We start from the raw sequence: 26,901 nt of genomic DNA, 5'->3' as shown, positions 1-26,901 counted from the left end.
AATATAAATTAATAAACATATACTGATTATTACTTTGTATTACTATAATTTATTTCTTCTTCTCTAGATATTTCTAGTTTAAGCCATTCTTCCTCTTTTTCCTTTACTTCTTGATAAAGTTTTCCCAGCTCATCTGATATTCTATAGAATTTGTTTTGATCTTTTATAAATAATGTTTGATCGCATAACTTATTTTCATTTTCTTTAATTTTTGCATGTATTTCTTGTATTTTTTGAGGAAGACTTTTAAGAAGAAGTTTTTGGCCATAAGAAAGTTTATTGATTTTTTTCTGTCTTATTTTTTGTTGATGAGAATTAGAAATTTTATCCTTATTTTTATTAACTTCCCTGCTTTCTAAAAAACAATCATTCTTTTTTTGCTGCAAAATCATATCAGAATATCCACCTGCATATTTTATCCATCGTCCATTTGGATGCTTAATACTATGCAAAGAAATAATTGAAGTTACACTATGATCTAAAAAATCTCTATCATGACTAACAAGAAGTATTGTCCCCTGAAATTTAGAAATAATTTCTTCTAAAAAATATAGAGTTTCAAAATCTAGATCATTAGTAGGCTCATCCATGATAAGAAAATTAAATGGTTTAGATAAAACACGTGCTAAAATTGCACGCATTCTTTCACCACCAGAGAGATTTTTGATTAAAGAGTGAGCTTGATTTGATTGAAATAAAAAATCTTTTATATATCCCATTACATGTCTAGATTGACCATTAACAATTAAATTATCTCCTGCGCCTCCTGTAAGATAAGAAGCAAGAGTTTTATTAATATTTAAATCTTCGCGTTTTTGATCAATTATTGCAATTTTGAGATTTGTTCCAAAAATTAATGAGCCAGATTCAGGTTGTATTTTGCCAGTAAGAATTTTTAAAAGAGTAGTTTTACCTGAGCCGTTAGGGCCAACTATTCCAATACGTTCACCATATTTTATTCGAAGAGAAAAATCTTTTATAATAGAGATACCATTATAATCTTTATTTATCTGATTAGCATCTATAACTAATTTACCAGAAGATTTAGTAGATTTGATTTCAGCTTTTATTTCTCTATGAAATGATTTCTTTTTCTCAGATAAATCTGTTCTTATTTCTTGTAGTTCTTTTAACCTACGCACATTACGTTTTCTGCGTGCTGTTACCCCATATCTCAACCAATCTTCTTCTGTCTCATTTTTTTTCTTTAAATGATAATAATGCAATTTCTCTTTTTCTAATATTCCATCTCTCCAATCTTCAAAATGTGAAAATCCCTTATCAAGAAGATGTACACATCCTCTATCCAACCATATTGTTGATGTTGATAATATTTTAAGGAATCGACGATCGTGTGAAACAAAAATAATTGCAGAATTGATATTGATAAGTTCTTGTTCAAGCCAATTAATTGTTATATAATCTAGGTGATTAGTCGGCTCATCTAAAATTAAAACGTCAGGACGCATAATAAAAATTCTAATTAATGCTACGCATCGTGCCTGTCCAACAGATAGATCAGAAATCTTTTCTTTCCCTGTTAAATTAAATATTTTTAAAAAAGAAGTTAAACTATAATTATGCTCTTCTTTTGTTGCAGATTCGATATAATCACATATCGTAGCTGAATTAGGATAATTAAATTCCTGTTCTAGATATCCTAACTTAGCAGAAGCACTAATAAATACCTTGCCAGATTGCGGCTCTATTAAACCAGCTGCTATTTTTAATAATGTTGATTTACCTGATCCATTACGTCCTACAAGACATAAACGTTCCTTTGGCTTTACCGAAAAACAAACATCCCGCAATAAATCTACACCGCCTATAGTAGCATTAATATTATCAAACCTGAGTATCGGTATATTCATTGTTATAAGACCTTTGCAAATCATATGGTCTAGCAATTAAAACAGCTAATCCATTACCTATAGTAATAGTTATGTTTTGTTCAACTACATTTGAAATAGTACGCGAAGAACCCAAAGAAAGTGAAAAATTTGAAATAGAATATAACCCTCCTATAATATGTAAATTATCTACATCTGAAAGTGCAACAATAGAAAATTTACTATTTTTCGGCAGGTCAAAACAATTCTTCCCCGATTTTAGCACGAAAACTTCTTCAGTTCCAGAGGTTAGTAATACCTCCAAATTTTTCTTATACAAAGATATCGCAAACATTATATGTTGCAAAGCAAAATCAAATCTTTCGCCAGATAGAGCTCCAACTAATATAATTTTTTTTGCTCCAAGTTTAATAGATTGATTAACAGCAATTTCTCCATCTATTAAATCTTTATCTGAAGGATAAGAAATACGTTTTATAGATGACCATTTCTCTAGCAAATTATGATTTGTAGAATCAAAATCTCCTACCCAAATTTCTGGTATAACTCCTAATTTATCCGCATGAATAATACCTCCATCAGCCACAATAATACGACAATTTTTAATAGAAAATAATAACCTGTCTGTTACCTTGACATCTCCACCAAGCAAGATAGCAAAATCATATGATTTGTTAATATGTGCTAATAATGTCATTCGATTTGATATAATATTTTTCGTTTTAACTATTTGAACAACCTATACATATCATACTTATAGGAATTAAAATTGCGAAGCTGATTTATTAAAAAATTGATTTAATAACAACTAATGCACAATTTAAAATTTAAGTATCGGATTTATATAACATAGATAAATCAAATTATATTGTACACAAAAGAAATGAACTATGAAGTACATAATCTACGATTAGCAATCATAGTATTTTTCAATAAACTAATTATAATCAATAATTTTGCTATTTTAATAAAATAAATGTTATTTAGTGTATTTCTTTTAATTATAAACTAAAGTAGATATAATTCATTTAATTATATGAATTAAACAAAATTATAAGCATAATAAAAGTTTTGATTATGTATAATGCTTACTATAAATATAAATTAATACAAAAATATCTTAAATATGAATTTTAATAGTATTGAGTATCATATTGATAGTGGAGGATAAAAAGTGTTTTCGAAATTTTTGAGGAAATTTTTAAGATGTTGGATAATGTTTGCTTTATTATTTATAATTGGAAAGTTAAATATTATTTATGCAGAAAATAGAACTACTAGTGTTAGTTGGATTAGTAATTTTGGAAATTGGTCTGTAAATCGCGATAAATATTTTTGTTATGCAATATCTTCTCCTATAATTTCCAAGCCATCTACAAATATTAATCATGGTAATAATTATTTTATAATTGCATCAAATCCAGAAAAAAAAGGATCTTATGTGTTAGAAGCAGTTATGGATTATCCATTGGATAAAAATAAAAATATATCACTCCAAGTTAAAGGTAAGAATTCAAATGAGAAAATATTTACTATGAACTTCTATAATGATCATAGAACAATATTTCCCCCTGAAAGTGATAATGATGTTGATCTTCTAATAAAAAGTATGAAAATGGGAAAAGATTTGATATTAAAAGCTAAATCAAAAAGAGGAACTGATACTGAGTATGTTTATTCTTTAAATGGTTTATCAAAAGCATTAGAAGATATAGGTAGATGTCAGGAATAATAACCTGTTCTATTATAATTTTTAAATTGTTTTGTATAGATATATAGATGGAAGCTTGAGAGTATTTTTACATTAAAGATCAATTTTTGGGAATAATTAAAATGACTCTTATAAGCAAAAAATCGTTAATTGGATTAAAAAGAGAAGAAATAGAAGATCTTCTTTTAACTATTAGAATCCCGAAATCACAAGTGAAGATGCTAGCTTCTCAGATTTGGAAATGGATCTATGTTAGAGGAGTGCGTGATTTCGAGTTCATGTCGGATATTTCTCAAGAAATCCGTCATCTTTTAAATCAGCATTTTAGCATTATTTATCCAGAAATAATTAAAGATAAAATTTCTACTGATGGAACACGTAAATGGTTATTACGTTTTTCTTCTCAAGATTGTAGCAAACCAGTAGATATTGAAACAGTATATATTCCCGAAAAATCACGTGGAACCCTGTGTGTTTCTAGTCAAGTTGGTTGTTCCCTTACCTGTTCTTTTTGCTATACAGGTACTCAAAAATTAGTTCGTAATCTTAATACAGAAGAAATACTACTACAAATTCTTTTAGCTCGCAGTATTTTAGGAGATTTCGCCGGTTCTGAAGATGTGAAAAATATGATAGTACCACTATTAGGGCGTAAAGTTTCTAACATTGTTATGATGGGAATGGGAGAGCCTCTATGTAATTTCGATAATGTTAAACAAGCCTTGTTAATTGCTAGTGATAGCATGGGTTTATCTTTTTCAAAACGTCGTATTACATTATCTACTTCTGGATTTGTTCCTAATATTCTACGAGTAGGAACAGAAATAGGAGTGATGCTGGCAATTTCCTTACATGCAGTCAATGATAACCTGCGTAATATACTGGTTCCTATTAATAGGAAGTATCCTATCAAAACTCTAATAGAAACATGTCGTAATTATCCAGATCTTTCAAATGCAAGACGTATTACTTTCGAGTATGTTATGCTTAAAGGTATAAATGACAGTCCTAGAGATGCTATCGAGCTAGTTAAATTACTCAAAGGAATTCCAGCAAAAATTAATCTTATCCCATTTAACCCATGGCCAGGATCTAATTATATATGTTCTGATTTTAAAGATATTGAAATATTTTCCGAATTAGTCAAAAAGGCAGGATATTCATCTCCAATTAGAAAGCCAAGAGGTCTTGATATTTTAGCAGCATGTGGACAATTAAAATCTCTTTCCAAAAGAGATAACAAGAAGCTTTCTTATTCATTAGATAACAAAAAAGATGAAAAAACAGTTGTTTCTATTGCATGATAATTTTTTACTATATTTTTTGGAATAAATATATAGATAAATATAAGAATAAAGAAGCAATATTGATCGATTATAAAAATCATAATTTGAATTAAAGAATTAGCAAAAATATCTAAAATATTAACATAATTTTTCATAAAATAATAACTATTATATAGAAACATCCAAACTAAGTTAATGCACGAAAATTTGCGCATAAAAATGCTCAAATGATAAAAAAATAATTTTAAAAAAGTATAAGTAAATTATTTTAAATAATGGATATTTGAATAATTTATACTATAAATCGTATTCTACCTTCTAATATTAATATAAAGTATTGATTTGATTTTATACGAGATAAGGTAATTGCCAATTAATATTAACATGCCCATGATCTTGCAAATACTTATTAGCTTTGGAAAAATGGCGACAACCAAAAAAACCATTATGTGCTGATAGCGGAGAGGGATGGGATGTTTTTAAAATAAGATGCTTACTATGATCTAAAAAATCATTTTTCTTATGAGCAAAAGACCCCCATAGCATAAAAACAACATTTTTAAGCTTATCATTAATTAATTTAATAACATAATCTGTAAAAATTTCCCATCCTTTTCCACGATGGGAAGCAGCACATCCTGCTTCAACTGTTAGAACGGTGTTTAATAGCAATACTCCTTCATGTCCCCAATGTTCTAAGAACCCATGTGAAGGACTAACAAAATTCACATCTTTTTCTAATTCTTTATAAATATTAGAAAGAGATGGAGGAATCCTAACACCAGGAAGAACACTAAAACAAAGGCCGTGAGCTTGACCATATCCATGGTATGGATCTTGTCCTAAAATAACAACTTTCACTTTTTCAAATGGAGTTATATCAAAAGCACGAAAATACTCAGATCCTTTTGGAAAAATTTTTTTACCCTGTTTTTTTTCTAAAACAAGAAATTGTTTTAAATTATGCATATAATCGCTATTAAAATTGCTATCTAATAATGATTTCCAACTTTCATGTATTCTGACATCCGCCATTAATATTTTTCCTGTTGCTAAAAAAATAATATTAAAAGAAACAATTCATGGTTTATAATAATGAATGGATAAATAATTACATAATTTTATGTAATTATAATATTTTTGTCTAATTTAGACAAATAATGATAATTAATACTATTATTCCCACGAAACCATAGGAGGCATAGATGATAAAATACTATCTGTATTTCCTCCTGTTTTTAATCCAAAACTAGTTCCTCTATCATATAGCAAGTTGAATTCTACATAGCGTCCACGACCCAATAATTGTTCTTGACGATCTTTTTCAGAAAATGAAATATTATAATTACGGCGAACTAATAATGGATATATTTTAAGAAAGCAATCTCCAACAGATGATGCAAAAGCAAAATCTGCATCAATTCCCCCTTCTTTTTCATTAGAATGAAGATAATCAAAAAATATTCCGCCAACTCCTCGTGTTTCCTGTCGATGAGGCAGGAAAAAATACTGATTACACCAATTTTTATATAATTCATAATCAGATACTTTATGCAGATTACATAATTTCTTTAAGTGATCGTGAAATAATAAAACATCTGGATCATCTAATTTACGACGAGATTTCAAAAATGGAGTTAAATCTATTCCTCCACCGAACCAATAAGAATTGGTAGTCATCATGCGTATATTCATATGAATAGTTGGGACATATGGATTATAAGGATGAGCAATTACTGAAATACCTGTCGCCCAAAAATCTGGACTTTTTGACGTCCCTGGAACCTGATCTCTAAAATCAGGAGATAACTCTCCATATACTGTAGATACAAGAACAGCTGCCTTTTCAAATACTCGTCCACCAGATAAAGTCGCCATATGACCTCCTCCGAGATCAGTTGCTTTAGTTTTATCACGTAACCACTTTTTAAACTTAAAAGATCCAGCTTGCACTTTTGATGGATAATATTTGCTACATTCTATCTCTAATATTTCAAATTCGGAACAAATAAGACTTTGAAGCTTTTTAAATTTATTTTCAGCTTCTTCTTTTTTCTTATCAATATTAGACGGGAAACCTGCTTCTATATCATAAAAATTCATTTTAAACCCACTTTAAAAATACTTTTGATTTTTTTAATAGATAATTTTTATATTCTATCTACTAAAATATATTTTTTATCATATATTTTTAAAAATGTTATATTAATAATATCGTCATCATCTAATGATCAATATAATATTATTTAATGATATTAATATATGAAAAGCCAATAATAAATAACATATGATATTTATAAAAAACAATTACAAGTGAAATTTTTCTTTTGGCAATTAATACTAATTTTTATCAAATAATATAAAAATAGTAAAAATAAATATTATTAAAAATGCAATGGAATAAATAAAAATTCTCTTAAACCTAAAAGAAATATTACTCAAAAATAATGAAATAATTAAAAGAAACAACTTTTATAAAATATCCACAGAAACAAAGAATTAGAATATAAGAAAACAGTTTGCAAATAATCTTTCATCGATAATAAAAAAATATTTGTTATATAAGACATATTATAAATAAATATAATATGATAGGCTTTGTAACCTATTGATAATAAGCCGTTTTTAGAGCATTCTTTCACACCTTATTTTAGGTGTGAGAGTTGTATAATGTTTATTATTGTAACCCAGCACCTTTAGAACTATACTAAAGTAGGATAAAAACGGGATTTTAGATTGACTTTTGGAGCTTTGATAGCTGTTGCTTTGGGTTTAGCCACAATGATGGCTAAAGGCTTCCACTGGATTTAACCCACCCTCTTCTGAATAATTTTAACTAATTAAACTTTAAATTGTTGACTCAAATAAGTTAGTTGTGTTTATTGATGCAATCTTATGTTGAATTTATTGTATTGGGAGATGGCTTATGAAACGCATATTATCGTTAGGGTTATGTTCTTGGTTATTGTTTGCAGGATATCCTACTTTCGCATCTAAAACTTATTATAGCTATGGATACAGTAAAAGCGGACGTTATAAAAACGTGCACGTCAATGGTTATTACAAGGCAAACGGAACTTATGTTAATGACTATTATCGTTCTTCGCCCTATAATTAATAATATCGGTGCGTGGGTTAGTATCTGCTAACCCCGCCTCTTCTGGACTATTTTATCAGTATACCAAAAGCCTAAGATGCAGGCGATAATTTCTTGTTCAAAAGCGGTTAAAACCGAAAGGGGGCTTTTATCAAATATGCCCTCTTTAACACTCCACCAAACCAATAAAGGATAAACTATAATCCAAAAAAGCGTTGTTAACGGGCGGACTAAAGCGTTAAAACCATCAATCCACCTAATGCCACTTTTGGCTTGTTGAGTTTTAATACGAGCTAGTCTTATAGGTTTATCTGCTTTTAACTCTTCAATGCCGTATTTAATCTCCGCAAGATCTATTTGAGTAGAACTGTTTATTTGGGCTAATTCTAACTTCATCTTGTCATATTCTATAGACTGTTTCTGCATCATATATTCCGATACAACATCTACTATCTTCTCAAAACTTGAGGGAACAAATCGAAGTAAAAACCTAAATATACCTCCTGCTAAAAACGATGATATCATGCCTTAAACCACCCTTTAATGCTTTTAAAAAAACATATTACAGCAGTTATGGAACTAGCTATTATACCGATAACTTTAAGAGAAGAAAATATACCCTTTGTCGTATTAAGAATACGCAATATCTCTTCTATACCCTCTTGCTGTTTAGATATGGAAGATTGAAGACTTAAAAATTCTTTTCTAGTGACGTATTGTTTAGATATGTCTTTTTGATTTTTAACTACAGAAGCTTCAAAATCTGAGAACTTTTCTAATGTAACAAATTCTTTTCTTCTAGCCATTTGTTATTTCTTCCTGTAACCAATAAGTCTTATTGCCGTGATGATCCCATTCAGATATCCCGAATACACGCCATGTCTTGGCTTTGTTTTCAGCACTAGGCATTAACGCATTGCTTCCACCATGTTTATATCCGCTGGAATCTTCACATGGATATTTCCAAGCAACAATCTCCGATCCAGAAACTAGATCCCAAAGCCTGTAGGTCTTGCCCCCTTTCAATTCAGCTCCAAAAACACCAGTACGATGCTTCAACGATTCCTTGATGATCTCATCTATTGTATGATCGTTAAACTTAATATCCCTTGGAGAAATAGAAATACGATTACCAAGATCTCCATCTTGTCCAGCTACAACAATGTTAAGTTTATCCCCACGAGAGAAAACGTAATGGGTGTCTTTACCCTGCATGTCCTTAAAAGTAATGGATGGGGTATGTGCTTCGGCTTTCTGTTTTAAAACCAAATTACCAGTGGGGCTAAAATACTCTTTTAATGGCTCTAACTCTTTAAACTTCTTCTCCATAGCTTCTAACTCTTGTTTTAAAGTAATTATATTGCCTGATACAGTAGCACTTATAGACTTTTCTACCGCTTGTAATTTATTATCCAATGTCTGTAAGCGGGTATCCAATGTTGTAGTATCAACTAAATTGTTCATACGACTTTGCATCGTTTGTAAATCAACAAAATTGTCTTTTAATGTAGATGTACTAACAGTTTTTATAGCAACGGTGCTTTCAGGATCTATAACCTCTTGTAGCCAATACCATCTGTCGAAGTAATTACTACGAGTCCTTCCTATAATACGCCACGTCTTGGCTTTGTCCTCGTCGCTAATACTTAGACTAAGGCTAGCCGCAGTGCTCAGATAACCGCTACTATTCTCACTAGGAGTTTCCCAATAGTCAATAAAATCACCACTAATAGTGCTCCAAAGCTTATATTCAAGCCCTGGTTTTAAAACTGCACATTTTACCCCCGTACGACCGTTAAGAAGACCAAGAAAAGTAGGCATTAATCTACGTGTTATTTCATCAAAAATACTGGGGTCAGAACCTCCTATAAACTTCTGACCATTAATATAGACATCTTTATCTTTATAAAGTTTGATATAAGCTCTATAAACTTTATCGTCACCCACTGCTCCTATAGCTAAGGCTTGAAACTTGCTGTCTAAGTCCATATATATTTGAGCTGCTAGTTTGCCTGCACCATTATTAAAATCTATTGCGGGATTAATATTACAACTATCATCATATCGTAAGGAGAGATTATGCCTATTTAACTGACTTTGTATCCCTTTAAGATACTCACGGGTTTTAGGATCTAATCCCTCTATCTTAGAAAGGTCAATTTGATCAACTTTCTTACAAAATCCTTCGGTATATGCTGATAAGGATTGTACCTGCTGTGCTGTTTCATCTGTCTTAGCGGTTAAAGATTGGATCTTCTCTTCTTTTGCTTCTATTTTTTGTTCTATTTTATCTGTCTTAGTAGCTAAGGATTGGAGTTTTTCTCCTTTTTCTTGTAATTTATCTTTAATACCTGATTCAACAGTTTCTATTTTCTGTGCGATATCTTCGGTTTTTACGTGTAATGCATCAACTATATCTAATCGAGAATGGATGGGATCTAGGTCTGATTCTCTTACCAAAGAATGCGGGGATTTTTTGTCATCTCTATCATATACTTTTAGTTTTTGACGCTTTCCTTCAAAAATTGTTAGCACAGAATTGGAAGAGGCATAGTTATTAGAAATTAACTTTAATACACCATCCTCAGTATCTACCTCAAAATCTGCCTCAGGAGCTAACTCGTGCATAACACCTTCATCAGCGGTGATTTCCGCATGAATAAACAAAGGGTCTTTAACCCCCCACGGAATTATAAAATCAGCATCGGAAGATAAAAGGCAATAGGAAACTGATTTGTTTTGTTCAAAATTCTGTATCATTATCTATACCTTTTTTCTCTTTCGTTTTGCTTTTTCCTATAAAGTTCCGCTCTTTCTCTCCCGCCTGGATTAATTATATCTGCTAAAGAATTTCTGATATAATGATCAAATGCCCCTTTAACATACCAAAGATTTTGATAAGGAATAAAATAGTTTAGGAGTTCATTCGCCATTTTCGCATTAGCCTTTGGTTGTTTTGAAGGTTTATCCTCCTTAATGGCATCGTAAACACTTGATGCGAGTCTGAGAGTACTTGCGGGAGCAGAGCCTAATACGTTCAATGCCGTATCACCAGCACTTTTGCCTCCTAATGGAGTATATTTATCAAAATGTGTAACTGCGTTTAAGACAGCTTTTGCATAATCTAGAGGATCTGTTATATCAAATCTTGGCTCTTTCCCATAAATAAGAGGTATGAGAACATTCCTTATAAGCTCTTCTGTTACAAGAGAAAGCACAGCAACTTGTGCCCTATATACATTAGCTCCTACACCATCCTTAAATCCTCGATTAGCTTCTAGTAAATGTGTCCTTACAAAAGAAATAGGCATAACCATAAATTGAGACATCAGTCTCAATACGTTCCCGCCCAGACCTTTACCAGCTATCAACTTAGTATCTTGCAAAGTAGCACCAACAGAACCCCTAGCATGGTCTTGAACCGTTGACCAAATAAGCGTTCTATATTTATTCGCTAAATTGCTTTTAACCGTATACGCATTTTCGCCTGTTTTTAAAAACGGCGTTAAGTGTTCATCAGCGATATTATAAATGTTTTTATCAGTTAAATACGTCCCTTTACCGTTAAAGCTTTCAGGTTCAGCTAAAGATAAAAGCTTCAAATCACGCTCGGAAAATCTGTGTGTTTCAACTATAGCGTAAAAAGACTGTTCGCCTATTTTCTTCTTTAATGACGTCATATCTTTAAAGTTACGAGTAAGTTTACCGACATAGTTTTGAAGAGAGGCTGATAAACCCCTAACTATCATGTTATCCATCGCGGTCAAACCCTGCCAATCTAGGGCTTTTTGTGCCATTTTTCCCACAAAAGATCGGCTGTTTGTCTCTAAATCATGCGATAAACCCGTCCTAGCATGATCAATGCCAACGGCAATATGATTGATAAACTCACGTTTCTCTTTAGCAGTGAGCCTTGCTATCGGCGATGCAGACCATGTATCACTCACAGTTTGCTTCCATGATGTACCTACCCGTTTCGAAGCATGTACAATGGAATTGACAGCATCCACTGAGACATACAAGACCTGAGTACCAAACTTCACTACTACTTGCCATGCCAGCTCTAAATCAGTAATTTGATCCGTTATAGTAGAGGGCTCTTTACCTCGGGTTAAACGGTCAAAAGCGTCTTTTGCATCTTTCCCCTCTCGTTCTAATCTTTTTAACGCTTTATCCCTTGCCTGATCATCCGCCTTATGACGTTCTGTAATGCTTTTCCTGTCTCTCTCATAAGTGCTTGCTAAGACAAATTCAAAATTCTCAGAAGCATTCGCTCCAAACTCCCTTGCAACAGCAATATCACGAATAAGATTGTTAAAGGAACTACCCATCATTCCGTCAATAGTTACTTCTGAGCCAAATTCTTCCATAGCACTAGCTAAACCCTCTGGGGTATAATGAAGTTGACGGGGCTGACGTAGGCGTCCTCCAATAAATCCCCCGTGTCTAATGCTTCTAGATGAACCCGCAATTACCTTGTTCCTACCTTCTGATGCTAAAGTCTCGTAAACATCTCCAACAAAAGAACGCAAGGATTCCGCATCCTTAATACCCCGCCTTTGATACTCGACAAGATCTAGGCGAGGTATCGTCCTTTCAACAAATTCCTCTTTAGTCACTGTAGATATCTTCCTAAAATCCATCGGTTGAGGGGTATAATTCTCCAAAGGATGAAACTTTATACCCGCGACTTCCGCCTCTTTAACAAGATAATCCATATTATCATGAAACGTTTTTGCCAGTTTAACTGCCTCAGGACGAACATTCTTATCCCCACGAAGTGCTAGCATAAGTTCCCTATTGGCTTTAGGATCATTGACAAAACCCGCAAATTTAGATCCATAAGTGCGGTATTCTGCAAATTTGTCGTTAATTACTCTTTTATATTGACCGATCGATGCCTCCACAGAACCCCCGCCAAAAGACTGATGGGCAATTTGGGATTTTAAATGATATGTTTGTAAGTCTTTACCCTCTTGTAACCCAGCTAAAAGCTCATAAGGCTTAAGACGAGAAGAATCAGAGAAAAAAGACTGTTTAGCCCGATTGCCTACTCTGTTAATTTGCTGATCTAACGACAAATTAGAAAAATCCGCATATTTCGAACCCTCAAACTCCCATGCTTCCCTAATATGAAATTCAATATGTTCTATATCAGCATCGCTTAGTTTGAGTTCCCCCGCCGCTTTCCTAACCGCCGTAATACATTCTTCCTTCATCCGTTAAACCCCAAATAAACAGTTAAGTGCCGCCTTGAAAACATCTTTCTTAGACAGCTCAATATCTCTTGTAATCTTTTCTTTAATCTCTGGCTCATGAGCAAAAGTCTGTTCTAATTCCATCAAACGCCGTTCATACTCAGGTACTCGAGGAGATAAAGGGTCGTGTTCAATCGGCGTTCGAACTTCCTTTTGTTTAGGAGATAATTCCTCGCCTTGCTTCAAAAGATTATTCAGTTCAGGACTTAACTTAAGTTCAGGCTTGCTAATCATCTCTTTAGCCATCAAGTCCATCTGAACAGGATCAACTGTTATATCTTCCCCTCTTCCCATGGACTCAATGGCTTGTTCTAATGTACTTGCGTGTATCTCAGATGATTGATGCGTGGTCGGAATGCCTTGAGAAGAAGTAAGTATATCGTCAATATCATTTTTAACTACTTGGGCTATATCAACTTCGTGAGGCTTTATATCCGAGCCAAAATGACCTTTTTTGCCATGTAATCCACCCAAAAAACCACCTATAATAAGTTCCGCTCCAATCTGAGTTGCTTCTAACTGAGAGTACTGTTTAGCTAACTCTGGATAACCTTTTTCCTCTAAACGTTTCCCAATGGTTTGCCTCTCCCCTAAGCCAAAAGCAACATTGGTTACACCACCAGTTACAGCTTTTGTTACCAGTGATTTGCCATATACCCCAGCAAATTGACCTCCTACATAAGTAGCACCCGCGCTGACAGCACCCCCCGTTCTAGCCGTGTTAAGGTCAACCCCTTCATCTCTTAATTCTTTAACTGTCCTTGTTCCAGATGCAACACTGGCAGTCGCCACCCCAACAGCTGGATTAAACCCAGAAGATATAAATCCTGTACCAAAAGAACTTAAAAAATGACCAACACTATGAGAAACACCACTTAAAATACCAGCTTCTTTATCTACAGAATACCAAAGTCTCTTGTTATAATGCTTTTGCGGATTATAGTAACCTGCAAACGTAGGAAGAGTAGTAACAAGATCCACCTCGCCTTCTACTACCCCCTTAGCAAATTCTGGAATAGTACTCGCTATGTCCGTCCATAAACTATAGGGCTGTTTCTCGGGGAGATCACGCACCCTCCCAGACCGCATAACAGACTGCTTTCGCTTCTCCAATTCTTCATCAGTGATAATCATTCAGCATCCCTAATGGTTATAATTAATGGCTTCTTAGTCTTAGGATCAAGTACGTAGTCTCTTCCAAATTTAACTGCGTATTTTCTATCACCTTCAATGGTCTCCTCCCAATTTTCATACCCGACATCCAAATCTCCCGAATGTCCAGCATTGGTAAGAGCTTCTTTTGACTTTTTATCAAAAACGTCTGTAAACCTTGTAGAATCCATACCGCGAGGAGGAATAAGATAAGAGCTCTCATTCACCTTCACAGGTAGGTTGCCTACAACAAATTTAAAAGAATGTTCCAAATTCCCATCAAATTTGGATGCTTCTCGAAAGAGAAATGTGTCCCCCCAAGTTTTTTTGGGGGCTTCATCGAAAGAAAACTCTTTAGATCGTAAAAGCTGTCCTCTCATATGATATTCTGTCAACTTAAGTACTCTAGCAAATTCCGCATCGCCTCCATCATCTAGAGTCGCAAAAGAATTCCCATATTTAGATCGAAACTTTCTTTCAATCCATGGAGTAATACCTTCATTTATAGCATCTTTTATATTCTCCCCTCTATTACGGGATTTATCTTTATAACCTCTTATGATATCCTGAGCTTCCAAAGGATCTGCACTTAACAGCAACCCAACTTCACCTAAAATAGGGTGTTCTAGATTCTTCATCGTCTCAATCCAAGTTGGGTTTTTTAATCCCCCTATATATTCAGAATAAGCTTGCAAATGTTTTGTAACGTCAGCCGATTCTAATTTATCCAGATATGCGGTTAGTTTGCGTCCTTCTTCCTTGGAAATAATCGGGCTTTTAACCCTATACATCTTCTCCATCGTATTAGAGAGTTCTTTACGACTAACGAAAAAATCCCCCCAATGAGATGGATCATCAGGTAAATCACCAGTTAATCCTTTTTCTTTAGCCCATTTGATAGGATCTTCTTTCCTATCCTTGGCATTCTTCACTAAAGAATGTTTAAATTTGCTATACTCATTGTTTCTATATTCCGCCCCTGTTAAGTCTTGGGGTGTTGGTTCAAACTTCTTTAACTCTTCTTGCCATTCACCCTCAGGAGCAATAGAAAGAGAACCAAATTTACCAACTAAGCTAACTTTATAGCGTAGTCGCGAATAAATCCCCGCTCCGTCGCTTTCCCCATACACCTTCTTGATATTATCTTCCGACATCTCAGGATCATCTAGTTGAGCAGGAAGGTAGCCACGGTCTAAAAACGAAATAATGTTTTTAATCTGTGCCCCAAGTCGTGATTTCTTCTCTTGTCTACCTTGAGTGCTTGAATTAGCAACGGTATGCAAAATAGAAAGCCTCTTCTCCGTGCTAAGATATCGCCAACCCTCAAAAGGAATGTAATCACCTGACGAATTAAGTACTTTATCCACTTCAAAAGGGGTGTTATCTATAATATCCGCAATGCTTGCATTAGGATCATTCGCAACAGACTTTTCTGGATGCTTCTGACTAGAAGTTAAAAAAGGAATATAAACATTAGGATTATTATATACATGCCAATCAGCTTGAGCGTTCGCCAACTCAGTGATCCCTTTTTGTGAAAGGTTCTCCTTAGTCTTAATATCCAAAGGAGCTTCATTATATGATTTAGTTAAAATCTCCTTTTTATCTTTAAAATTATCGTCAGATCCATTTAAACGAATAGAGTTAGAAGCAGATAGTCTAATCTCTGTCAAAGCATCTTTCGCCCTTTGCATCCGAAGACCTATCTCATATTCATTAGCCTTTAACTTAAAATTCTTAATCGAGTTATCCATCTCTGTCTTAATCTTTATCCCTACTTCAGGATGAGAAATATTTGATAACAATTTACCGTAAAGAGGCTTAATATCTTTATTTATAATATCATCTAAATTGCGTCTTACCTCAGTTTCGTCTTTCCCACGAAGATTAAGTAGCTTCTCATTAAACGTTCTCTCAGCTTGTTCAGAAGCTTGCATATAGTCATTATATGCTTTAAAAGACGCTTGACTCTTGTTAATGTTATCTATAACTTTAGCCGTATTAGCTAAAGCATGGGAAACATTTCTTATACCTTCAGCCTCACTAGGTCTTTGTAAGACATGGTCTTTAGAAGGTGTAGCGGGCGTCGCATTAGAAATGTAAGGTGTAAAATCCGTCATAATGATGTCTTATTGCCGTATCGAGATTGTTGTTGTTTCCATTGGGATTGTTGATTAAGTATACCCACAATATCTCCAGTAGTTTCTAGGAAATGACCCCACGTACTCCATTCTTGTGCCTTCTGCAACTTACCTATATTGCCTTTTAGCCACTCAGACTCCTCTGTAAAACGTTTGGATTTTTGCTCTCCTGATTTTAAAATAGTGGCTCTCTCACCCTCCATCTCAGCTAAAGTTTGACCCATCCATAACTCTTGTATCATCGGATCAAATCCCATTGATGACATACGTATTTTCATTTGAGATGCTTGAAACACATGTCGCTTACGAGCTTGCGATGCTTGAGAAAGACCTTCTAAATAAGCAAGCCTACTGTTATCTTCCGCTAGCCTCTTACGCTCCTTCTCAGTATCAATAGCTGACTCCGTTTGGGCATAGGATTGTTTAGCATTGAGCCAGCCAGATATTCCTGCAATAGCAACCGATGCCCCAATAAAGGCTAATCCCCAAGGGGTTGTGGCTCCTAATACAGCACCAATGGCTCCTAATCTTGCTGAGCCAGTACCAGCAGCCGCACTTATGCCCATAAAGCTACACCCCTGTTCCTAAATTGATAATGAAGGAAGTTATTACCCCAGTATCAGCACCACTTTGCCGAAACAATAATCCATCTTGAGGACTAAAACCTCCTGTTGGAAAAAATCTAAATTCCCCAGAATCAGCGTTTTTTTCCAGACCCTTAACTGGATACATCTTTTGATAGTCTGTACCAACTTCAAGGTTTCTGGTGTTTAAAACCCGTACGCTACTAGATATGATACGTCTCGGCTTCCCACTTAAACTGTTGAATGCATCATTCGTATCAATGCTTGGAAGTTGCCCTAATGACGTATAGGTATAGCCAATACGATCACCCGTATTTAATACATCTCCATCTTTATAAGGCGTAATAGAACCATCTGATGATACCTTAACCGCTTGGCTTTCTCGCTTGGAAGAATCTATAGTAGAAGGAGCTAAACGCTTCTGATATTTTATGTAACTAACTATCTCAGCACTAACTTGGTCAATTACAACTTTAGCTTCCTTAAGACTAGATTCTATAAGTTTTAACCTATCCAAAAAAACTGGTGATGGGAAAGGATAGGCGGTACCAGAGCGTACCCTAGAAAATCCTTTTGTTATCTCTCCGCCTATGTAATTATCCTTGGTTGTTATTTCATTAAACCGTGCTAAAGATATGCTCGATTTGCCACTATCATAACGAGCTTTGATAACCATATAAAAATTATCGGATCGTTTTCTAGACCTATGCCCCTTTCTTAAAAGACGTAGGGCAGAATCATAATCTCCTTGATCCATCTTTTTATTTGCCTCAGAAACAAAGCCCGAAGCTTCGGTATTTAAATTTGTAAATAACTTACATAGTTCCTCATCCTTAATATCAGAATTCTTTAGATACTCAAGTTCAGTCGACCCCATATCAGGTAATTTGTCAACTCTTCCCGCTAAATCATTAAGTTTTTTCAATAAAACAATATATTTACTGGATAAAAGGCTCGTATTTCCTTTAAGATTGAGCCATCTATCTCGGGTATTTTGTAAATTATTAAGAACATGTATGAACTTGTCATAGAAATTTTCTATATGTATATGCCCGATATCAAAATCTTTATGTTTACGAGCTTCTATAGCTTGTTTAAGCCTTGTTTCCTGATCATCAATAAAGCTTTGGATCTCAGCATAAATTTTCTCTATAGACTCATCTCGCACCTGTTTTATTTTATCTGACTGTTGATCAAGCGATCGGCGTAACGGAGGATAATTCCCCCAAGAATCACGAAATGGAACAGATTCAAGAGCAGATATAGTGTCTTTTAATTTAGCTTCGGTTTTCGTAGTATCTGCAACCACGGCATCATTCGTCTCTTTAACAAAATCATTATATGCATCCAAAATACGTAAACGCACCGCTTCTAATTTAGCGGATCTTGTAGTAACATCAGATCCTGTATATTCATCTGAATCTATACACTTCTGCAATAAGTCAGAAGATTCTTTAGCTTTGTTAAACAAATTTCTAAAATCGTCAAAAGACAAGTACTTCTTTTCTGCATCTAGAACTCTATTTTGAAGATATAGTATTCTAGCGTCTATCTCTTGAAGCGTTTTCTGCTTGTTTTCTGCCATGTTGATTCCTTCTTTATGCTCTGTTTGGTTATTTTGCATAGAGCCACAACCTCCTAAAACCAAACCTAAAAAGGCTATAGTTCCTATTATAACTTTATTCATCAGCTCATTTTCCTATTATTTTGTTCTATGCCTGCAAGTCCATCTATCATATCAATAGCCTGATATGTATTAGCCCTTTGAAAATCACCCAATCTTTCTAATGATTGGATAACCTCTCCTTGAGGAGCTTTTCTTTCTACTAAAAGCCATAATTCGTCTTGCCCCCTAATAAAATTAGAAAAACTGTTCAAAGAGCAAACTTTAGAATCCTTGCCCCCTAAAGAATGCGAATGCCATGCACATATTCCATTCTCAGGATCAAAAGTACAGCCTACTAATTCACCATCTGTTCTTAAAACCCAAATAATAGAATATGGACTATGCTGAAAAGATATCTCTTTTACTCCTCTCAACATCATATGTTCTGCTAAAATGTTTAAATCATTAAATTGGTAACCTTCTCTATTCTTATAAATTACACTAATAAGTGATCTACCAGAATCTTGCACGAAAACGCAACTTTTTTCAACCATAACTGGCGGAACCGAAACACTACCAAAACCGCTTAAATATTCTACAGAAATATCTTTAATATCTTTCACACCTTCCATTTTACAAAGCCATAAACCAGAATCAGCCCCAATAAAAAAACCACGTTGAGTACTAAGCACCCATTGGATATTCTGTTTGGTATAAGAACTTAAACACAGACTTAAAGAGCTATTTAAATCAGATGCTCCTATATCTTTAGAAAAAGGCGTAAAATCGGTAAAATCTTGATGAACGGATAAATGAACCGTCTGGCTATTATGCTTATTGCCATTAAAAATTAAACGGTTCTCATGGAAAGAAACAAAAGAAGGATAGCCCTCTTCTTCTCCCCATTCTCCAAACGACCAGTCATTGGTCGGTATATCATCTTGAATAGGACGATTATCACCTATATCAACTAAAACACAAAGAGAGGTTTTAAACTCTTTAATTATCCCTCTCGTCCATATTAAATGCTTATCGCCCTCCTCTGCGCATCGTTGGTCAGCTTGTTCGGCATCTATTGCTATGGAGTCTAAATATCCTGATACATCAAGTGTTTACGCACAAGAAGGTACTGTTGCACATAGTATTTTAGAAGAATGCCTAAAAAACAATTGTGATGCAAAAGAATTTAAAGGGCAAAAGCGGGTTATTGAGGATAGCACTTTCGAGGTTAATTCTGAGATGGTTAGTTCTGTTCAATTGTGCCTTGATTACGTCCGTTCTTTTGACGGTTCTATAACTACAGAGACGACATTTTCATTAGAGGCAGTAACAGGTGAGACAAGCGGTCAAGGAACAGTTGATGTTGTTATTGACTGCGGTGATGTTTGGCACATTGTAGATCTAAAATATGGTGCTGGCGTTGCGGTTGAAGCTCAAGATAACCAACAATTGATCCTTTATGCATTAGGGGTTTTAGACGCTTGGAGTACTTTTTGTGGCGAGCCTTCAAAAGTTGTTTTAACGATAGTTCAACCCAGGGTTCGCGGTCAAGATCCTATTAAAACATGGGAGGTAACACCCGATGAATTACATAAAAGACAAAAATTGTTTTTTGAGAGCGGACAAGAGGCATTAGCTATCAAGAAATCTAACGTTATTCCGTATACTGCTTATCAACCGAGTGAAAAAGTCTGTCGTTTTTGTAAAGCAAAAGCTCGTTGTCCCGCATTAGCTAGAACTGCAGTTCTTGCTACTAATCAACCTTTGAACAACTACGAATTATCAAAAGCTTTAGACACATTACCATTAGTGGAAATGTATATTAAAGCGGTTAGGCATGAGGCTTTTAGAGCGTTAAATGCGGGAGAAACAATACCTGATTACACATTGAAAGAAGGGAGGAAAGGCAACAGAACATATAGGGATGAACAGGAGGCAAAGGAGTTATTAGGGCGATTATTTGGCGATAAGGCTTTTAGGAATGTTCTTATATCTCCTGCTGAAATGGACAAATTAGTCCGCGTTGAAGATCTTAGCGATGAAGATAGATCAAAGCTTGAACAGCTTGTTATCAGGCCTGAAGGGAAGCAACAAGTAACAAGATATGAAACAGAAAACTTAAAAATAGCGAACATATCCGAGTTTAATAAAGTAGCATAAGGAGAGTATATCATGTCAAATGTTGTTAGGGTTCAAATAAAAGGTAGATTGTCGTATCCTTCGTTATTCCAACCTAAGGAATCAAAATTCAAGAAAGAGCCGATGTATAGTGCTGATATTTTGTTTTCTAAGAAAGACAAAGAGCAGTTTAAGATATTAGATGATGCGAGACGACAAGCGGGACAAAACAAGTTTCCCAATCGTGATTACTCTTGGGTATTGAGGGAGGCTGAACGCAGTCAATCGTTGTTGATTAAAGACGGCGATGCAAAGCTTGATCGTTCTAATGACCCAGATAAATACAGGGAAGCATACGAGGGAAAATGGTATATCACTGCAACAAATAGCCAACAACCTACTATAGTAGATCAACACGCTTATCGGCTAACAGAGGATACAGGACTATTTTACGCAGGATGTCATGTTGTCGCACTTCTCAATATCGGTTGTTATGACTTTGAGAACACAAAAAGAGGGTTCACTAATACCTTACGTGGAATTCAATTCATCAAGGATGATACCCCATGGCAAGGGAAACGTACTGCTGATATAGGCGAGTTTCAACCTCAAGAGGTAACGGAAAACGCTGATGTTTCTTGGGCGGATTGATGTCATATTTGTTTTTAGACATTGAGACACGAAGTCCTTTAAAACTTCAGAAAGTGGGAACTTATGCATATGCTGAGTCAGCGGAAATTCTGCTATTGGCATATGCTATAGGTAACCAAGTTGTTCAAGTGTGGGATTTGACTATTGATAAGATTATGCCTGTTGAGTTAGAGCGGGCATTTTCTGACCCTACTGTTTGCTGTGTAGCTCATAACAGTTCTTTTGAACGGGTGTGTCTTAAGTTGTGTTTAGAGGTTGATATCCCAGTTCATCGCTGGAAATGCACGATGGTTGCTTCTCGTATAGCTGGGTTACCTGCGTCGTTAGAAGCTGTATGCCAAGTGCTAAAACTGCCCGAAGAATATAGCAAAATGGCTGTTGAGGGCAAGAAGCTTATTCGTAGATATTGTTATGGTGAATTAGGCTTAGTTAAAAAGGATGATTTTTGGGGGTTATTCAAGGAATATTGCCTAAAAGACGTTGAGGCATGTAGGGAGATTTTTAGGAGGTTACCCTCTGTTATAAATTCTGAGATGTCATTATGGGTTTTAGATCAGATAATTAACGATAGAGGATATCAGATAGATTTAACTTTGGCTAATAACGCAGATCAATATGTGAAAACGGCTAATAGACAACTAGATGCGGAAACTCGTAAACTTACTGATAATCAAGTGTGTTCATCACGTTGTGTAAGTTCTTTACTTGAGTGGTTATCAGAAAATGAACAAGTTGTTTTAGCTGACTTGAAGGAGAGTACTATTGAACAAGTTTTAAGTAATAGTACTTTAAGCCAACGTGCCATTTGTGTATTAAGGAACAGGTCTGAGGCATCACGTTCTGCTCCACGTAAATATCAAGCACTAATTGATGCTGTGTCATCAGACGGAAGATTACGAGGCACTTTGCAGTTTTACGGTGCAAGTCGTACTGGACGTTGGGCTGGTAGATTGTTTCAACCCCAGAATTTACCACGTCCTAAAAGTTCCACTGCAGAAATTGAGCAAGCAATAGATAATTTCATATCTTCAAGAACTGTTAAAGACCCGATTAAATTAGCCAGTGATTGTATCCGTTCAACTATTATAGCATCTCCAAATAAAAAGCTTATTGTTGCGGATTTATCAGGTATTGAAGCCCGAGTTTTAGCGTGGATTGCGGGTGAGCAATGGAAGTTAGATGCTTTTATTCGAGGCGATGATATCTACAAATTGGCTTATGCTAAAGCGTTTAATATCCCATATGGGACAGTTAGTAAGTCTCAACGTTCTATTGGTAAAGTTATGGAGTTAGCACTAGGCTATCAAGGCGGGGCTAAAGCGTTTTTATCCATGGCATCCACCATAGGCTTGGATTTGCAACAGATGGCGGAACAAGTTAAATCCACAGCGTCAATTGACGATTGGGAACAGGCTGAAAATAGTGCAATTTGGATGCGAGAAAATCACCCAAAAAACAGCATTGATAACTTCTTGATAGGTACGGCTTGCGAACTACTAAAAGGAGCTTGGAGGAAAAAGCATCCAAACGTAGTATCTCTTTGGGAGAGAATGCAAAAAGCTTTTAGAGAGATTTTAAATTGTGAGCGAAACGTAGTATTAAGCATCAACCACTTATTAAAACTTAGAAGAACGAATAACACAATCCAGTTAGAACTACCATCATCTCGGCATTTATCATATGTTGACGTGCGAGATACAAACGGTGAACTTAGCTATTTAAGTACAATACAAGCTGGATTTAGAGAAAAGACTTACGGGGGCAAGTTAGTAGAAAACGTTGTACAGGCTATAAGTCGAGATATTTTAGTTAACGGCATGTGGAATGCTTCATTGATGGGTTATGACATAGTTTTAAGTGTACATGATGAAATCGTATCTGAAACCCATGATATTCCTAATTATAATGCAAACGAACTTTGTTCGTTAATGGCAGAAGTACCTTTTTGGGCTAATGGTTTACCACTCAAAGCTGAGGGTTATGAGGCTTTGAGGTATCGCAAATGATTAAAGAGTCTGTATTAGAGCAACGATTGGTTAAAGGTGCTAAAAACCTTGATTGTTTTGTCCGTAAAATACAGTTCATAAGCCACAATGGTTGTCCTGATAGACTACTTATCACACCTACTGGATATCTTTTTTGGGTGGAAATGAAAACCGCTAAAGGCAGATTATCAACAGCACAAAGGCGGGAATTGGAGTTATTACAACGTTACGGACAACGTATTTATGTTCTCACCTCTGTTGGAGAAATAGACGGTTTTTTGGAGATGTTAAAATGTTACTTAACTTAGCTCCGCATCAAAACAAAATGGTAGATTGGATATTGACACATAGACGATGTGCGTTATGGGCATCTATGGGTTCTGGCAAAACTGCTAGTGTGTTGTTTGCGTTATCTGTTATTAGGATTACCGATCCCAGTCCTACTCTTGTTATCGCTCCTTTAAGGGTTGCTTCTTTAGTTTGGGGTGAAGAAGTAAAACGCTGGTCGGCTTTTTCCGATATGAGAGTATCTACTATTATCGGCAGTGAAAAACAACGTATAAAAGCTCTTAATACTCCTGCAGAAATATACACAATTAATTTCGAAAATCTCCCTTGGTTGATAAAATACCATTTTAAAACTTGGCGGTTTGCAACAATAGTCGTTGACGAAAGTACAAGGCTTAAATCTTTTAGAACCCATCAAGGAACCAAACAAACCAGAGCCTTAGGCAAAGTAGCTTTTAGCAAAGTAGAACGCTTTATTGAATTAACGGGCACACCATCCCCTAATGGCTTAATTGATTTATGGGGTCAGCTTTGGTTTTTAGATAAAGGTGAGAGGTTAGGTAGAGTTTATCGGGTATTTACATCCCGTTGGTTTAATAGTGTACAAGTAGGTTCACATGTAGGAGCAGTTAAACATATCGCACATGACACTTCACAGAAAGAAATAGAGGATAAATTATCCGATTGCTGTTTGTCGTTAAATATCGCTGATTATCAGGATATTGATAAACCGATTAAATCTGTACACAGGATAGAGTTACCTAAAAAAGCTTTAGCACTATATCAAAGGTTTCAAAAAGAGATGTTCTGTGAAATTCAGGAATCAACTATTGAGGCTTTCAACCCAGCTTCTAAAACCGTCAAATGTCTTCAATTAGCCAATGGTGCTTTTTACGTTGATGAAAATAAAAACTGGCAAGAAGTGCATGACGTCAAAATCAAGATGTTAGAATCTATAGTAAGTGAAGCGAACGGATCTCCTATTTTAGTTGCTTATCATTTTAATAGTGATTTATCCAGATTACAAAAAGCCTTTCCTTTTGCGAGAAAATTAGATCAAAACCCGCAAACGGTTATAGACTGGAATAACGGTGATATATCCCTACTCCTTGCTCATCCTGCCTCCTGCGGTCACGGGTTAAATCTACAATACGGAGGGAATATCCTAGTGTTTTTTTCCCTGTGGTGGGACTTAGAACAACACCTACAAATCATCGAACGTATCGGCAATACAAGACAGAAACAAGCGGGATTAAATCGGGCGGTTTTTATCCATTATTTAATCGCCCGAAACACCATTGATGAAATCGTTTTAAAGAGGTTACAAACCAAAGCCAGCATACAAGATTTGTTATTAGAAGCTCTGAAACAGGAAACAAAATGATGAACTATGAATATAACTACACAATACATGATATCGGCTTACATGCTCGTACGGAGGAGATAACCACCCTGTTATCCATAAAATAGGATATTAATATGCCATTTATATTTGTGTTAATAGGAGCTTCAGGCGTTGGCAAAACCACTTTAGCTAAAGCCGTTATTAAATGTTCTGGAAATCTCATCATGCCTGTTGGTGTAACCACTCGTAAACCTCGAATTGGTGAGAAACAAGGGGCAGATTATCAATTTATCTCTCATGAAACATTCAAGCAATGGCAACAAGAACAGTTATTTATTGAAACCGCAGTTTATCGAAATGAACAATACGGATTGCTCAAAAGCGACATACTTGAGACATTAGACAATGGATTTGACATCTTAACCATCCTAACACAGGAAGGCTTACAGATCTTTGAAAAGCTCTTTGGCAAACAAATAGTTTCTATATTCATATCTCCTCCTCATGAACAAGAGTTACAGCGAAGAAGACTTAAAAGAGGATATATACAAGAGGTTAAAGGGGAAAATGACATATTCGGAATGAACAGAGCTTATCACTTCAAAATTACCAATGATCATCTCGGTATCACCTGCCAACAAATAATCCGTATTAGAAATAATATAAACAACCAATGTTAATTATATTATTTTTTAGGATCGCCTTTTTTCTCTGAAGAAGAACCTTCATCCTTTTTACTACTATCTTCCCTAGCTTTTTGTTGCACTGCATTAAGAATATTAGGATCACTAAGAGTTTGTAATACAAGTGCTTTATTTTCATCTGATAGCTTATCAATAGCTCGTTCTAACTCCCTATACTCTCTAATACTCACTCTCCTTTCTGCACTCCCTTTATTCATTGCAACGGATTTACCCTTATTTGGGTCTTTTTTAGGAGCTGCGAAAACGAAATTAGAACCCATCATCATCATGCTAACAACAGCAATAGCTAATACCCTAAACATATTAATACCCTTTCATCTCATACGTTAACATATTCGATAATACAATAAAAAGTTGATTTGGCAACCCAAGATTTTATTTGAAAGAGTTGATGCTAGAATGGAACGGGATTTCAGATTAACTTTTGGAGCTTTGATAGCTGTTGCTTTGGGCTTAGCCACAATGATGGCTAAAGGCTTTCACTGGATTTAACCCATTTCCTTCTGAATAATTTTAACTAATTAAACTTTAAATTGTTGACTCAAATAAGAGAAACATGGTTGTTGATACAATCTTAGGATTGTTCAGGTACATCATATTATCGATAAATTAAATGTTAGGAGAATAAATGTTAATGAAGGAATTTTTACAAAATTTATGGATGGGAAAAGAAAGTTTAGGGAAAACTTTTTGGTCTGTTATCGCCATATCTGTATTTGCATATGTTTTTTCACGGATGTTATGTCTTGCGGGCTACAGTGGAATCCCATATGCACCATACGGCTGCTTATGCCTACCGTGTTTGGCTATTTATGCTTTTCGTAGCTACCTCACAGGAATTTTGTTATACGTAGCTTATAAAGCTTATAAGAAGGATAATATATGGGCTTTTTTTATTTTAGTAGCCCACACATCATTATTTGCAATAATGATATTATCGATGATACCGACAACAATAATAGTGCCTCTTAATTGGTCTACTGATTTTAGTTATTCTCATGGATCAGAAGTAGCAGTCATGTATTATAATTTTATCACACTATTTATTTTATATACTAGTTCTAGTATGTTGGGAGTGTATCGCACAGCAAATAGATATAACAAGGAGCACATCACAAATTAAGT

The 26,901-nt window shown here is 35.0% G+C and carries 25 protein-coding genes; 10 read left to right on the top strand and 15 right to left on the bottom strand.

The window, feature by feature from the left end; translation table 11 throughout:
- Window positions 1-29: 29 nt before the first annotated feature.
- Window positions 30-1,871, bottom strand: coding sequence for an ABC-F family ATP-binding cassette domain-containing protein (locus LAM_RS03470; RefSeq protein ID WP_007557398.1), 1,842 nt, complete (start codon window positions 1,869-1,871; stop codon window positions 30-32).
- Window positions 1,846-2,547, bottom strand: coding sequence for a thiamine diphosphokinase (locus LAM_RS03465; protein ID WP_007557399.1), 702 nt, complete (start codon window positions 2,545-2,547; stop codon window positions 1,846-1,848). The genes LAM_RS03470 and LAM_RS03465 overlap by 26 nt, the downstream gene beginning before the upstream one ends.
- 519 nt (window positions 2,548-3,066) lie before the next feature.
- Here LAM_RS03465 and LAM_RS03460 point away from each other — a divergent pair.
- Both LAM_RS03460 and rlmN read left to right on the top strand, forming a co-directional pair.
- The gene (locus LAM_RS03460; RefSeq protein ID WP_007557400.1) at window positions 3,067-3,582 is read left to right on the top strand and encodes a hypothetical protein; all 516 of its coding nucleotides are present in this window, start codon (window positions 3,067-3,069) and stop codon (window positions 3,580-3,582) included.
- 101 nt (window positions 3,583-3,683) lie between these two features.
- Window positions 3,684-4,865: a dual-specificity RNA methyltransferase RlmN gene (rlmN, locus tag LAM_RS03455; RefSeq protein WP_007557402.1), complete on the top strand. Its 1,182-nt coding sequence runs from the start codon at window positions 3,684-3,686 to the stop codon at window positions 4,863-4,865.
- Window positions 4,866-5,195: 330 nt separating this feature from the next.
- Here the strand turns inward: rlmN and ung are convergent, their stop codons facing one another.
- Both ung and hemF read right to left on the bottom strand, forming a co-directional pair.
- Window positions 5,196-5,882, bottom strand: coding sequence for a uracil-DNA glycosylase (gene ung / locus LAM_RS03445; protein ID WP_007557404.1), 687 nt, complete (start codon window positions 5,880-5,882; stop codon window positions 5,196-5,198).
- Between the two features lie 141 nt (window positions 5,883-6,023).
- On the bottom strand, window positions 6,024-6,950 hold the full coding sequence (gene hemF / locus LAM_RS03440) for an oxygen-dependent coproporphyrinogen oxidase (RefSeq protein ID WP_007557405.1): 927 nt from the start codon (window positions 6,948-6,950) through the stop codon (window positions 6,024-6,026).
- A gap of 823 nt (window positions 6,951-7,773) precedes the next feature.
- Here hemF and LAM_RS03435 point away from each other — a divergent pair.
- Window positions 7,774-7,965, top strand: a complete 192-nt coding sequence (locus tag LAM_RS03435; protein ID WP_023466336.1) for a hypothetical protein — start codon at window positions 7,774-7,776, stop codon at window positions 7,963-7,965.
- 27 nt (window positions 7,966-7,992) lie between these two features.
- Here LAM_RS03435 and LAM_RS03430 read toward each other — a convergent pair whose 3' ends face one another.
- The 9 genes from LAM_RS03430 to LAM_RS05175 are packed head-to-tail and all read right to left on the bottom strand — an operon-like array spanning window position 7,993 to window position 19,377.
- Window positions 7,993-8,469, bottom strand: a complete 477-nt coding sequence (locus LAM_RS03430) for a hypothetical protein (protein WP_023466335.1) — start codon at window positions 8,467-8,469, stop codon at window positions 7,993-7,995.
- Window positions 8,466-8,750 carry a hypothetical protein gene (locus LAM_RS03425; RefSeq protein WP_023466334.1) on the bottom strand — a complete coding sequence of 95 codons (285 nt, stop codon included), beginning with the start codon at window positions 8,748-8,750 and terminating at the stop codon, window positions 8,466-8,468. The genes LAM_RS03430 and LAM_RS03425 overlap by 4 nt, the downstream gene beginning before the upstream one ends.
- Window positions 8,743-10,704 carry a hypothetical protein gene (locus LAM_RS05400; protein WP_007557559.1) on the bottom strand — a complete coding sequence of 654 codons (1,962 nt, stop codon included), beginning with the start codon at window positions 10,702-10,704 and terminating at the stop codon, window positions 8,743-8,745. Before LAM_RS05400 ends, LAM_RS03425 begins: the two co-directional genes overlap by 8 nt.
- Window positions 10,704-13,163, bottom strand: coding sequence for a hypothetical protein (locus tag LAM_RS03415; protein ID WP_007557557.1), 2,460 nt, complete (start codon window positions 13,161-13,163; stop codon window positions 10,704-10,706). Before LAM_RS03415 ends, LAM_RS05400 begins: the two co-directional genes overlap by 1 nt.
- Window positions 13,164-13,166: 3 nt before the next feature.
- On the bottom strand, window positions 13,167-14,336 hold the full coding sequence (locus LAM_RS03410; RefSeq protein WP_007557556.1) for a hypothetical protein: 1,170 nt from the start codon (window positions 14,334-14,336) through the stop codon (window positions 13,167-13,169).
- The gene (locus tag LAM_RS03405; RefSeq protein ID WP_007557555.1) at window positions 14,333-16,474 is read right to left on the bottom strand and encodes a hypothetical protein; all 2,142 of its coding nucleotides are present in this window, start codon (window positions 16,472-16,474) and stop codon (window positions 14,333-14,335) included. The genes LAM_RS03410 and LAM_RS03405 overlap by 4 nt, the downstream gene beginning before the upstream one ends.
- Entirely contained in the window at window positions 16,471-17,061 is a 591-nt protein-coding gene (locus tag LAM_RS05180) for a hypothetical protein (RefSeq protein ID WP_007557554.1), read from the bottom strand. The genes LAM_RS03405 and LAM_RS05180 overlap by 4 nt, the downstream gene beginning before the upstream one ends.
- Before the next feature lie 4 nt (window positions 17,062-17,065).
- Window positions 17,066-18,766: a hypothetical protein gene (locus tag LAM_RS03395; protein ID WP_007557553.1), complete on the bottom strand. Its 1,701-nt coding sequence runs from the start codon at window positions 18,764-18,766 to the stop codon at window positions 17,066-17,068.
- On the bottom strand, window positions 18,766-19,377 hold the full coding sequence (locus LAM_RS05175) for a phage tail protein (RefSeq protein WP_051353859.1): 612 nt from the start codon (window positions 19,375-19,377) through the stop codon (window positions 18,766-18,768). Before LAM_RS05175 ends, LAM_RS03395 begins: the two co-directional genes overlap by 1 nt.
- Window positions 19,378-19,630: 253 nt before the next feature.
- Between LAM_RS05175 and LAM_RS03385 the strand changes: the two genes are divergently transcribed.
- The 5 genes from LAM_RS03385 to LAM_RS03365 are packed head-to-tail and all read left to right on the top strand — an operon-like array spanning window position 19,631 to window position 25,111.
- Window positions 19,631-20,845, top strand: coding sequence for a DUF2800 domain-containing protein (locus LAM_RS03385; protein WP_081700966.1), 1,215 nt, complete (start codon window positions 19,631-19,633; stop codon window positions 20,843-20,845).
- A gap of 12 nt (window positions 20,846-20,857) precedes the next feature.
- Entirely contained in the window at window positions 20,858-21,454 is a 597-nt protein-coding gene (locus LAM_RS03380) for an ssDNA-binding protein (protein WP_007557620.1), read from the top strand.
- A complete protein-coding gene (locus LAM_RS03375) occupies window positions 21,454-23,460 on the top strand; it encodes a DNA polymerase (protein ID WP_007557619.1) in 2,007 nt (668 codons plus the stop codon). The genes LAM_RS03380 and LAM_RS03375 overlap by 1 nt, the downstream gene beginning before the upstream one ends.
- A complete protein-coding gene (locus LAM_RS03370) occupies window positions 23,457-23,747 on the top strand; it encodes a VRR-NUC domain-containing protein (RefSeq protein WP_007557618.1) in 291 nt (96 codons plus the stop codon). The genes LAM_RS03375 and LAM_RS03370 overlap by 4 nt, the downstream gene beginning before the upstream one ends.
- A complete protein-coding gene (locus LAM_RS03365) occupies window positions 23,732-25,111 on the top strand; it encodes a DEAD/DEAH box helicase (RefSeq protein ID WP_007557617.1) in 1,380 nt (459 codons plus the stop codon). Before LAM_RS03370 ends, LAM_RS03365 begins: the two co-directional genes overlap by 16 nt.
- A 16-nt stretch (window positions 25,112-25,127) precedes the next feature.
- Here the strand turns inward: LAM_RS03365 and LAM_RS05540 are convergent, their stop codons facing one another.
- Window positions 25,128-25,316 (bottom strand): hypothetical protein, encoded by a 189-nt coding sequence (locus LAM_RS05540; protein WP_244432433.1) that lies wholly within the window; start codon window positions 25,314-25,316, stop codon window positions 25,128-25,130.
- On the opposite strand from LAM_RS05540, the gene LAM_RS03360 reads away from it, so the two are divergent.
- Window positions 25,228-25,752: a nucleoside/nucleotide kinase family protein gene (locus tag LAM_RS03360; RefSeq protein WP_244432431.1), complete on the top strand. Its 525-nt coding sequence runs from the start codon at window positions 25,228-25,230 to the stop codon at window positions 25,750-25,752. The two genes, LAM_RS05540 and LAM_RS03360, sit on opposite strands and share 89 nt — an antisense overlap.
- A 5-nt stretch (window positions 25,753-25,757) precedes the next feature.
- Here the strand turns inward: LAM_RS03360 and LAM_RS03355 are convergent, their stop codons facing one another.
- On the bottom strand, window positions 25,758-26,078 hold the full coding sequence (locus LAM_RS03355; protein WP_023466330.1) for a hypothetical protein: 321 nt from the start codon (window positions 26,076-26,078) through the stop codon (window positions 25,758-25,760).
- Between the two features lie 332 nt (window positions 26,079-26,410).
- Here LAM_RS03355 and LAM_RS03350 point away from each other — a divergent pair, with 332 nt between their 5' ends.
- Entirely contained in the window at window positions 26,411-26,899 is a 489-nt protein-coding gene (locus LAM_RS03350) for a hypothetical protein (protein WP_144079409.1), read from the top strand.
- The last annotated feature ends 2 nt before the right edge of the window (window positions 26,900-26,901 follow it).

It is taken from the genome of Candidatus Liberibacter americanus str. Sao Paulo (assembly GCF_000496595.1).
Taxonomy (GTDB): Bacteria; Pseudomonadota; Alphaproteobacteria; order Rhizobiales; family Rhizobiaceae; genus Liberibacter; species Liberibacter americanus.
This window is presented reverse-complemented; position numbering and strand designations above follow the sequence as displayed.

Coding starts and splice junctions, on each gene's coding strand:
- LAM_RS05180 (WP_007557554.1), bottom strand. CDS start 17,061: ATGGGCATAAGTGCGGCTGCTGGTACTGGCTCAGCAAGATTAGGAGCC.
- LAM_RS03465 (WP_007557399.1), bottom strand. CDS start 2,547: ATGACATTATTAGCACATATTAACAAATCATATGATTTTGCTATCTTG.
- LAM_RS03350 (WP_144079409.1), top strand. CDS start 26,411: ATGAAGGAATTTTTACAAAATTTATGGATGGGAAAAGAAAGTTTAGGG.
- rlmN (WP_007557402.1), top strand. CDS start 3,684: ATGACTCTTATAAGCAAAAAATCGTTAATTGGATTAAAAAGAGAAGAA.
- LAM_RS03410 (WP_007557556.1), bottom strand. CDS start 14,336: ATGATTATCACTGATGAAGAATTGGAGAAGCGAAAGCAGTCTGTTATG.
- hemF (WP_007557405.1), bottom strand. CDS start 6,950: ATGAATTTTTATGATATAGAAGCAGGTTTCCCGTCTAATATTGATAAG.
- LAM_RS03395 (WP_007557553.1), bottom strand. CDS start 18,766: ATGAATAAAGTTATAATAGGAACTATAGCCTTTTTAGGTTTGGTTTTA.
- LAM_RS03415 (WP_007557557.1), bottom strand. CDS start 13,163: ATGAAGGAAGAATGTATTACGGCGGTTAGGAAAGCGGCGGGGGAACTC.
- LAM_RS03460 (WP_007557400.1), top strand. CDS start 3,067: ATGTTTGCTTTATTATTTATAATTGGAAAGTTAAATATTATTTATGCA.
- LAM_RS05400 (WP_007557559.1), bottom strand. CDS start 10,704: ATGATACAGAATTTTGAACAAAACAAATCAGTTTCCTATTGCCTTTTA.
- LAM_RS03375 (WP_007557619.1), top strand. CDS start 21,454: ATGTCATATTTGTTTTTAGACATTGAGACACGAAGTCCTTTAAAACTT.
- LAM_RS03405 (WP_007557555.1), bottom strand. CDS start 16,474: ATGACGGATTTTACACCTTACATTTCTAATGCGACGCCCGCTACACCT.
- LAM_RS03355 (WP_023466330.1), bottom strand. CDS start 26,078: ATGTTTAGGGTATTAGCTATTGCTGTTGTTAGCATGATGATGATGGGT.
- LAM_RS03470 (WP_007557398.1), bottom strand. CDS start 1,871: ATGAATATACCGATACTCAGGTTTGATAATATTAATGCTACTATAGGC.
- LAM_RS03370 (WP_007557618.1), top strand. CDS start 23,457: ATGATTAAAGAGTCTGTATTAGAGCAACGATTGGTTAAAGGTGCTAAA.
- LAM_RS03365 (WP_007557617.1), top strand. CDS start 23,732: ATGTTACTTAACTTAGCTCCGCATCAAAACAAAATGGTAGATTGGATA.
- LAM_RS03425 (WP_023466334.1), bottom strand. CDS start 8,750: ATGGCTAGAAGAAAAGAATTTGTTACATTAGAAAAGTTCTCAGATTTT.
- LAM_RS03430 (WP_023466335.1), bottom strand. CDS start 8,469: ATGATATCATCGTTTTTAGCAGGAGGTATATTTAGGTTTTTACTTCGA.
- LAM_RS03435 (WP_023466336.1), top strand. CDS start 7,774: ATGAAACGCATATTATCGTTAGGGTTATGTTCTTGGTTATTGTTTGCA.
- ung (WP_007557404.1), bottom strand. CDS start 5,882: ATGGCGGATGTCAGAATACATGAAAGTTGGAAATCATTATTAGATAGC.
- LAM_RS03380 (WP_007557620.1), top strand. CDS start 20,858: ATGTCAAATGTTGTTAGGGTTCAAATAAAAGGTAGATTGTCGTATCCT.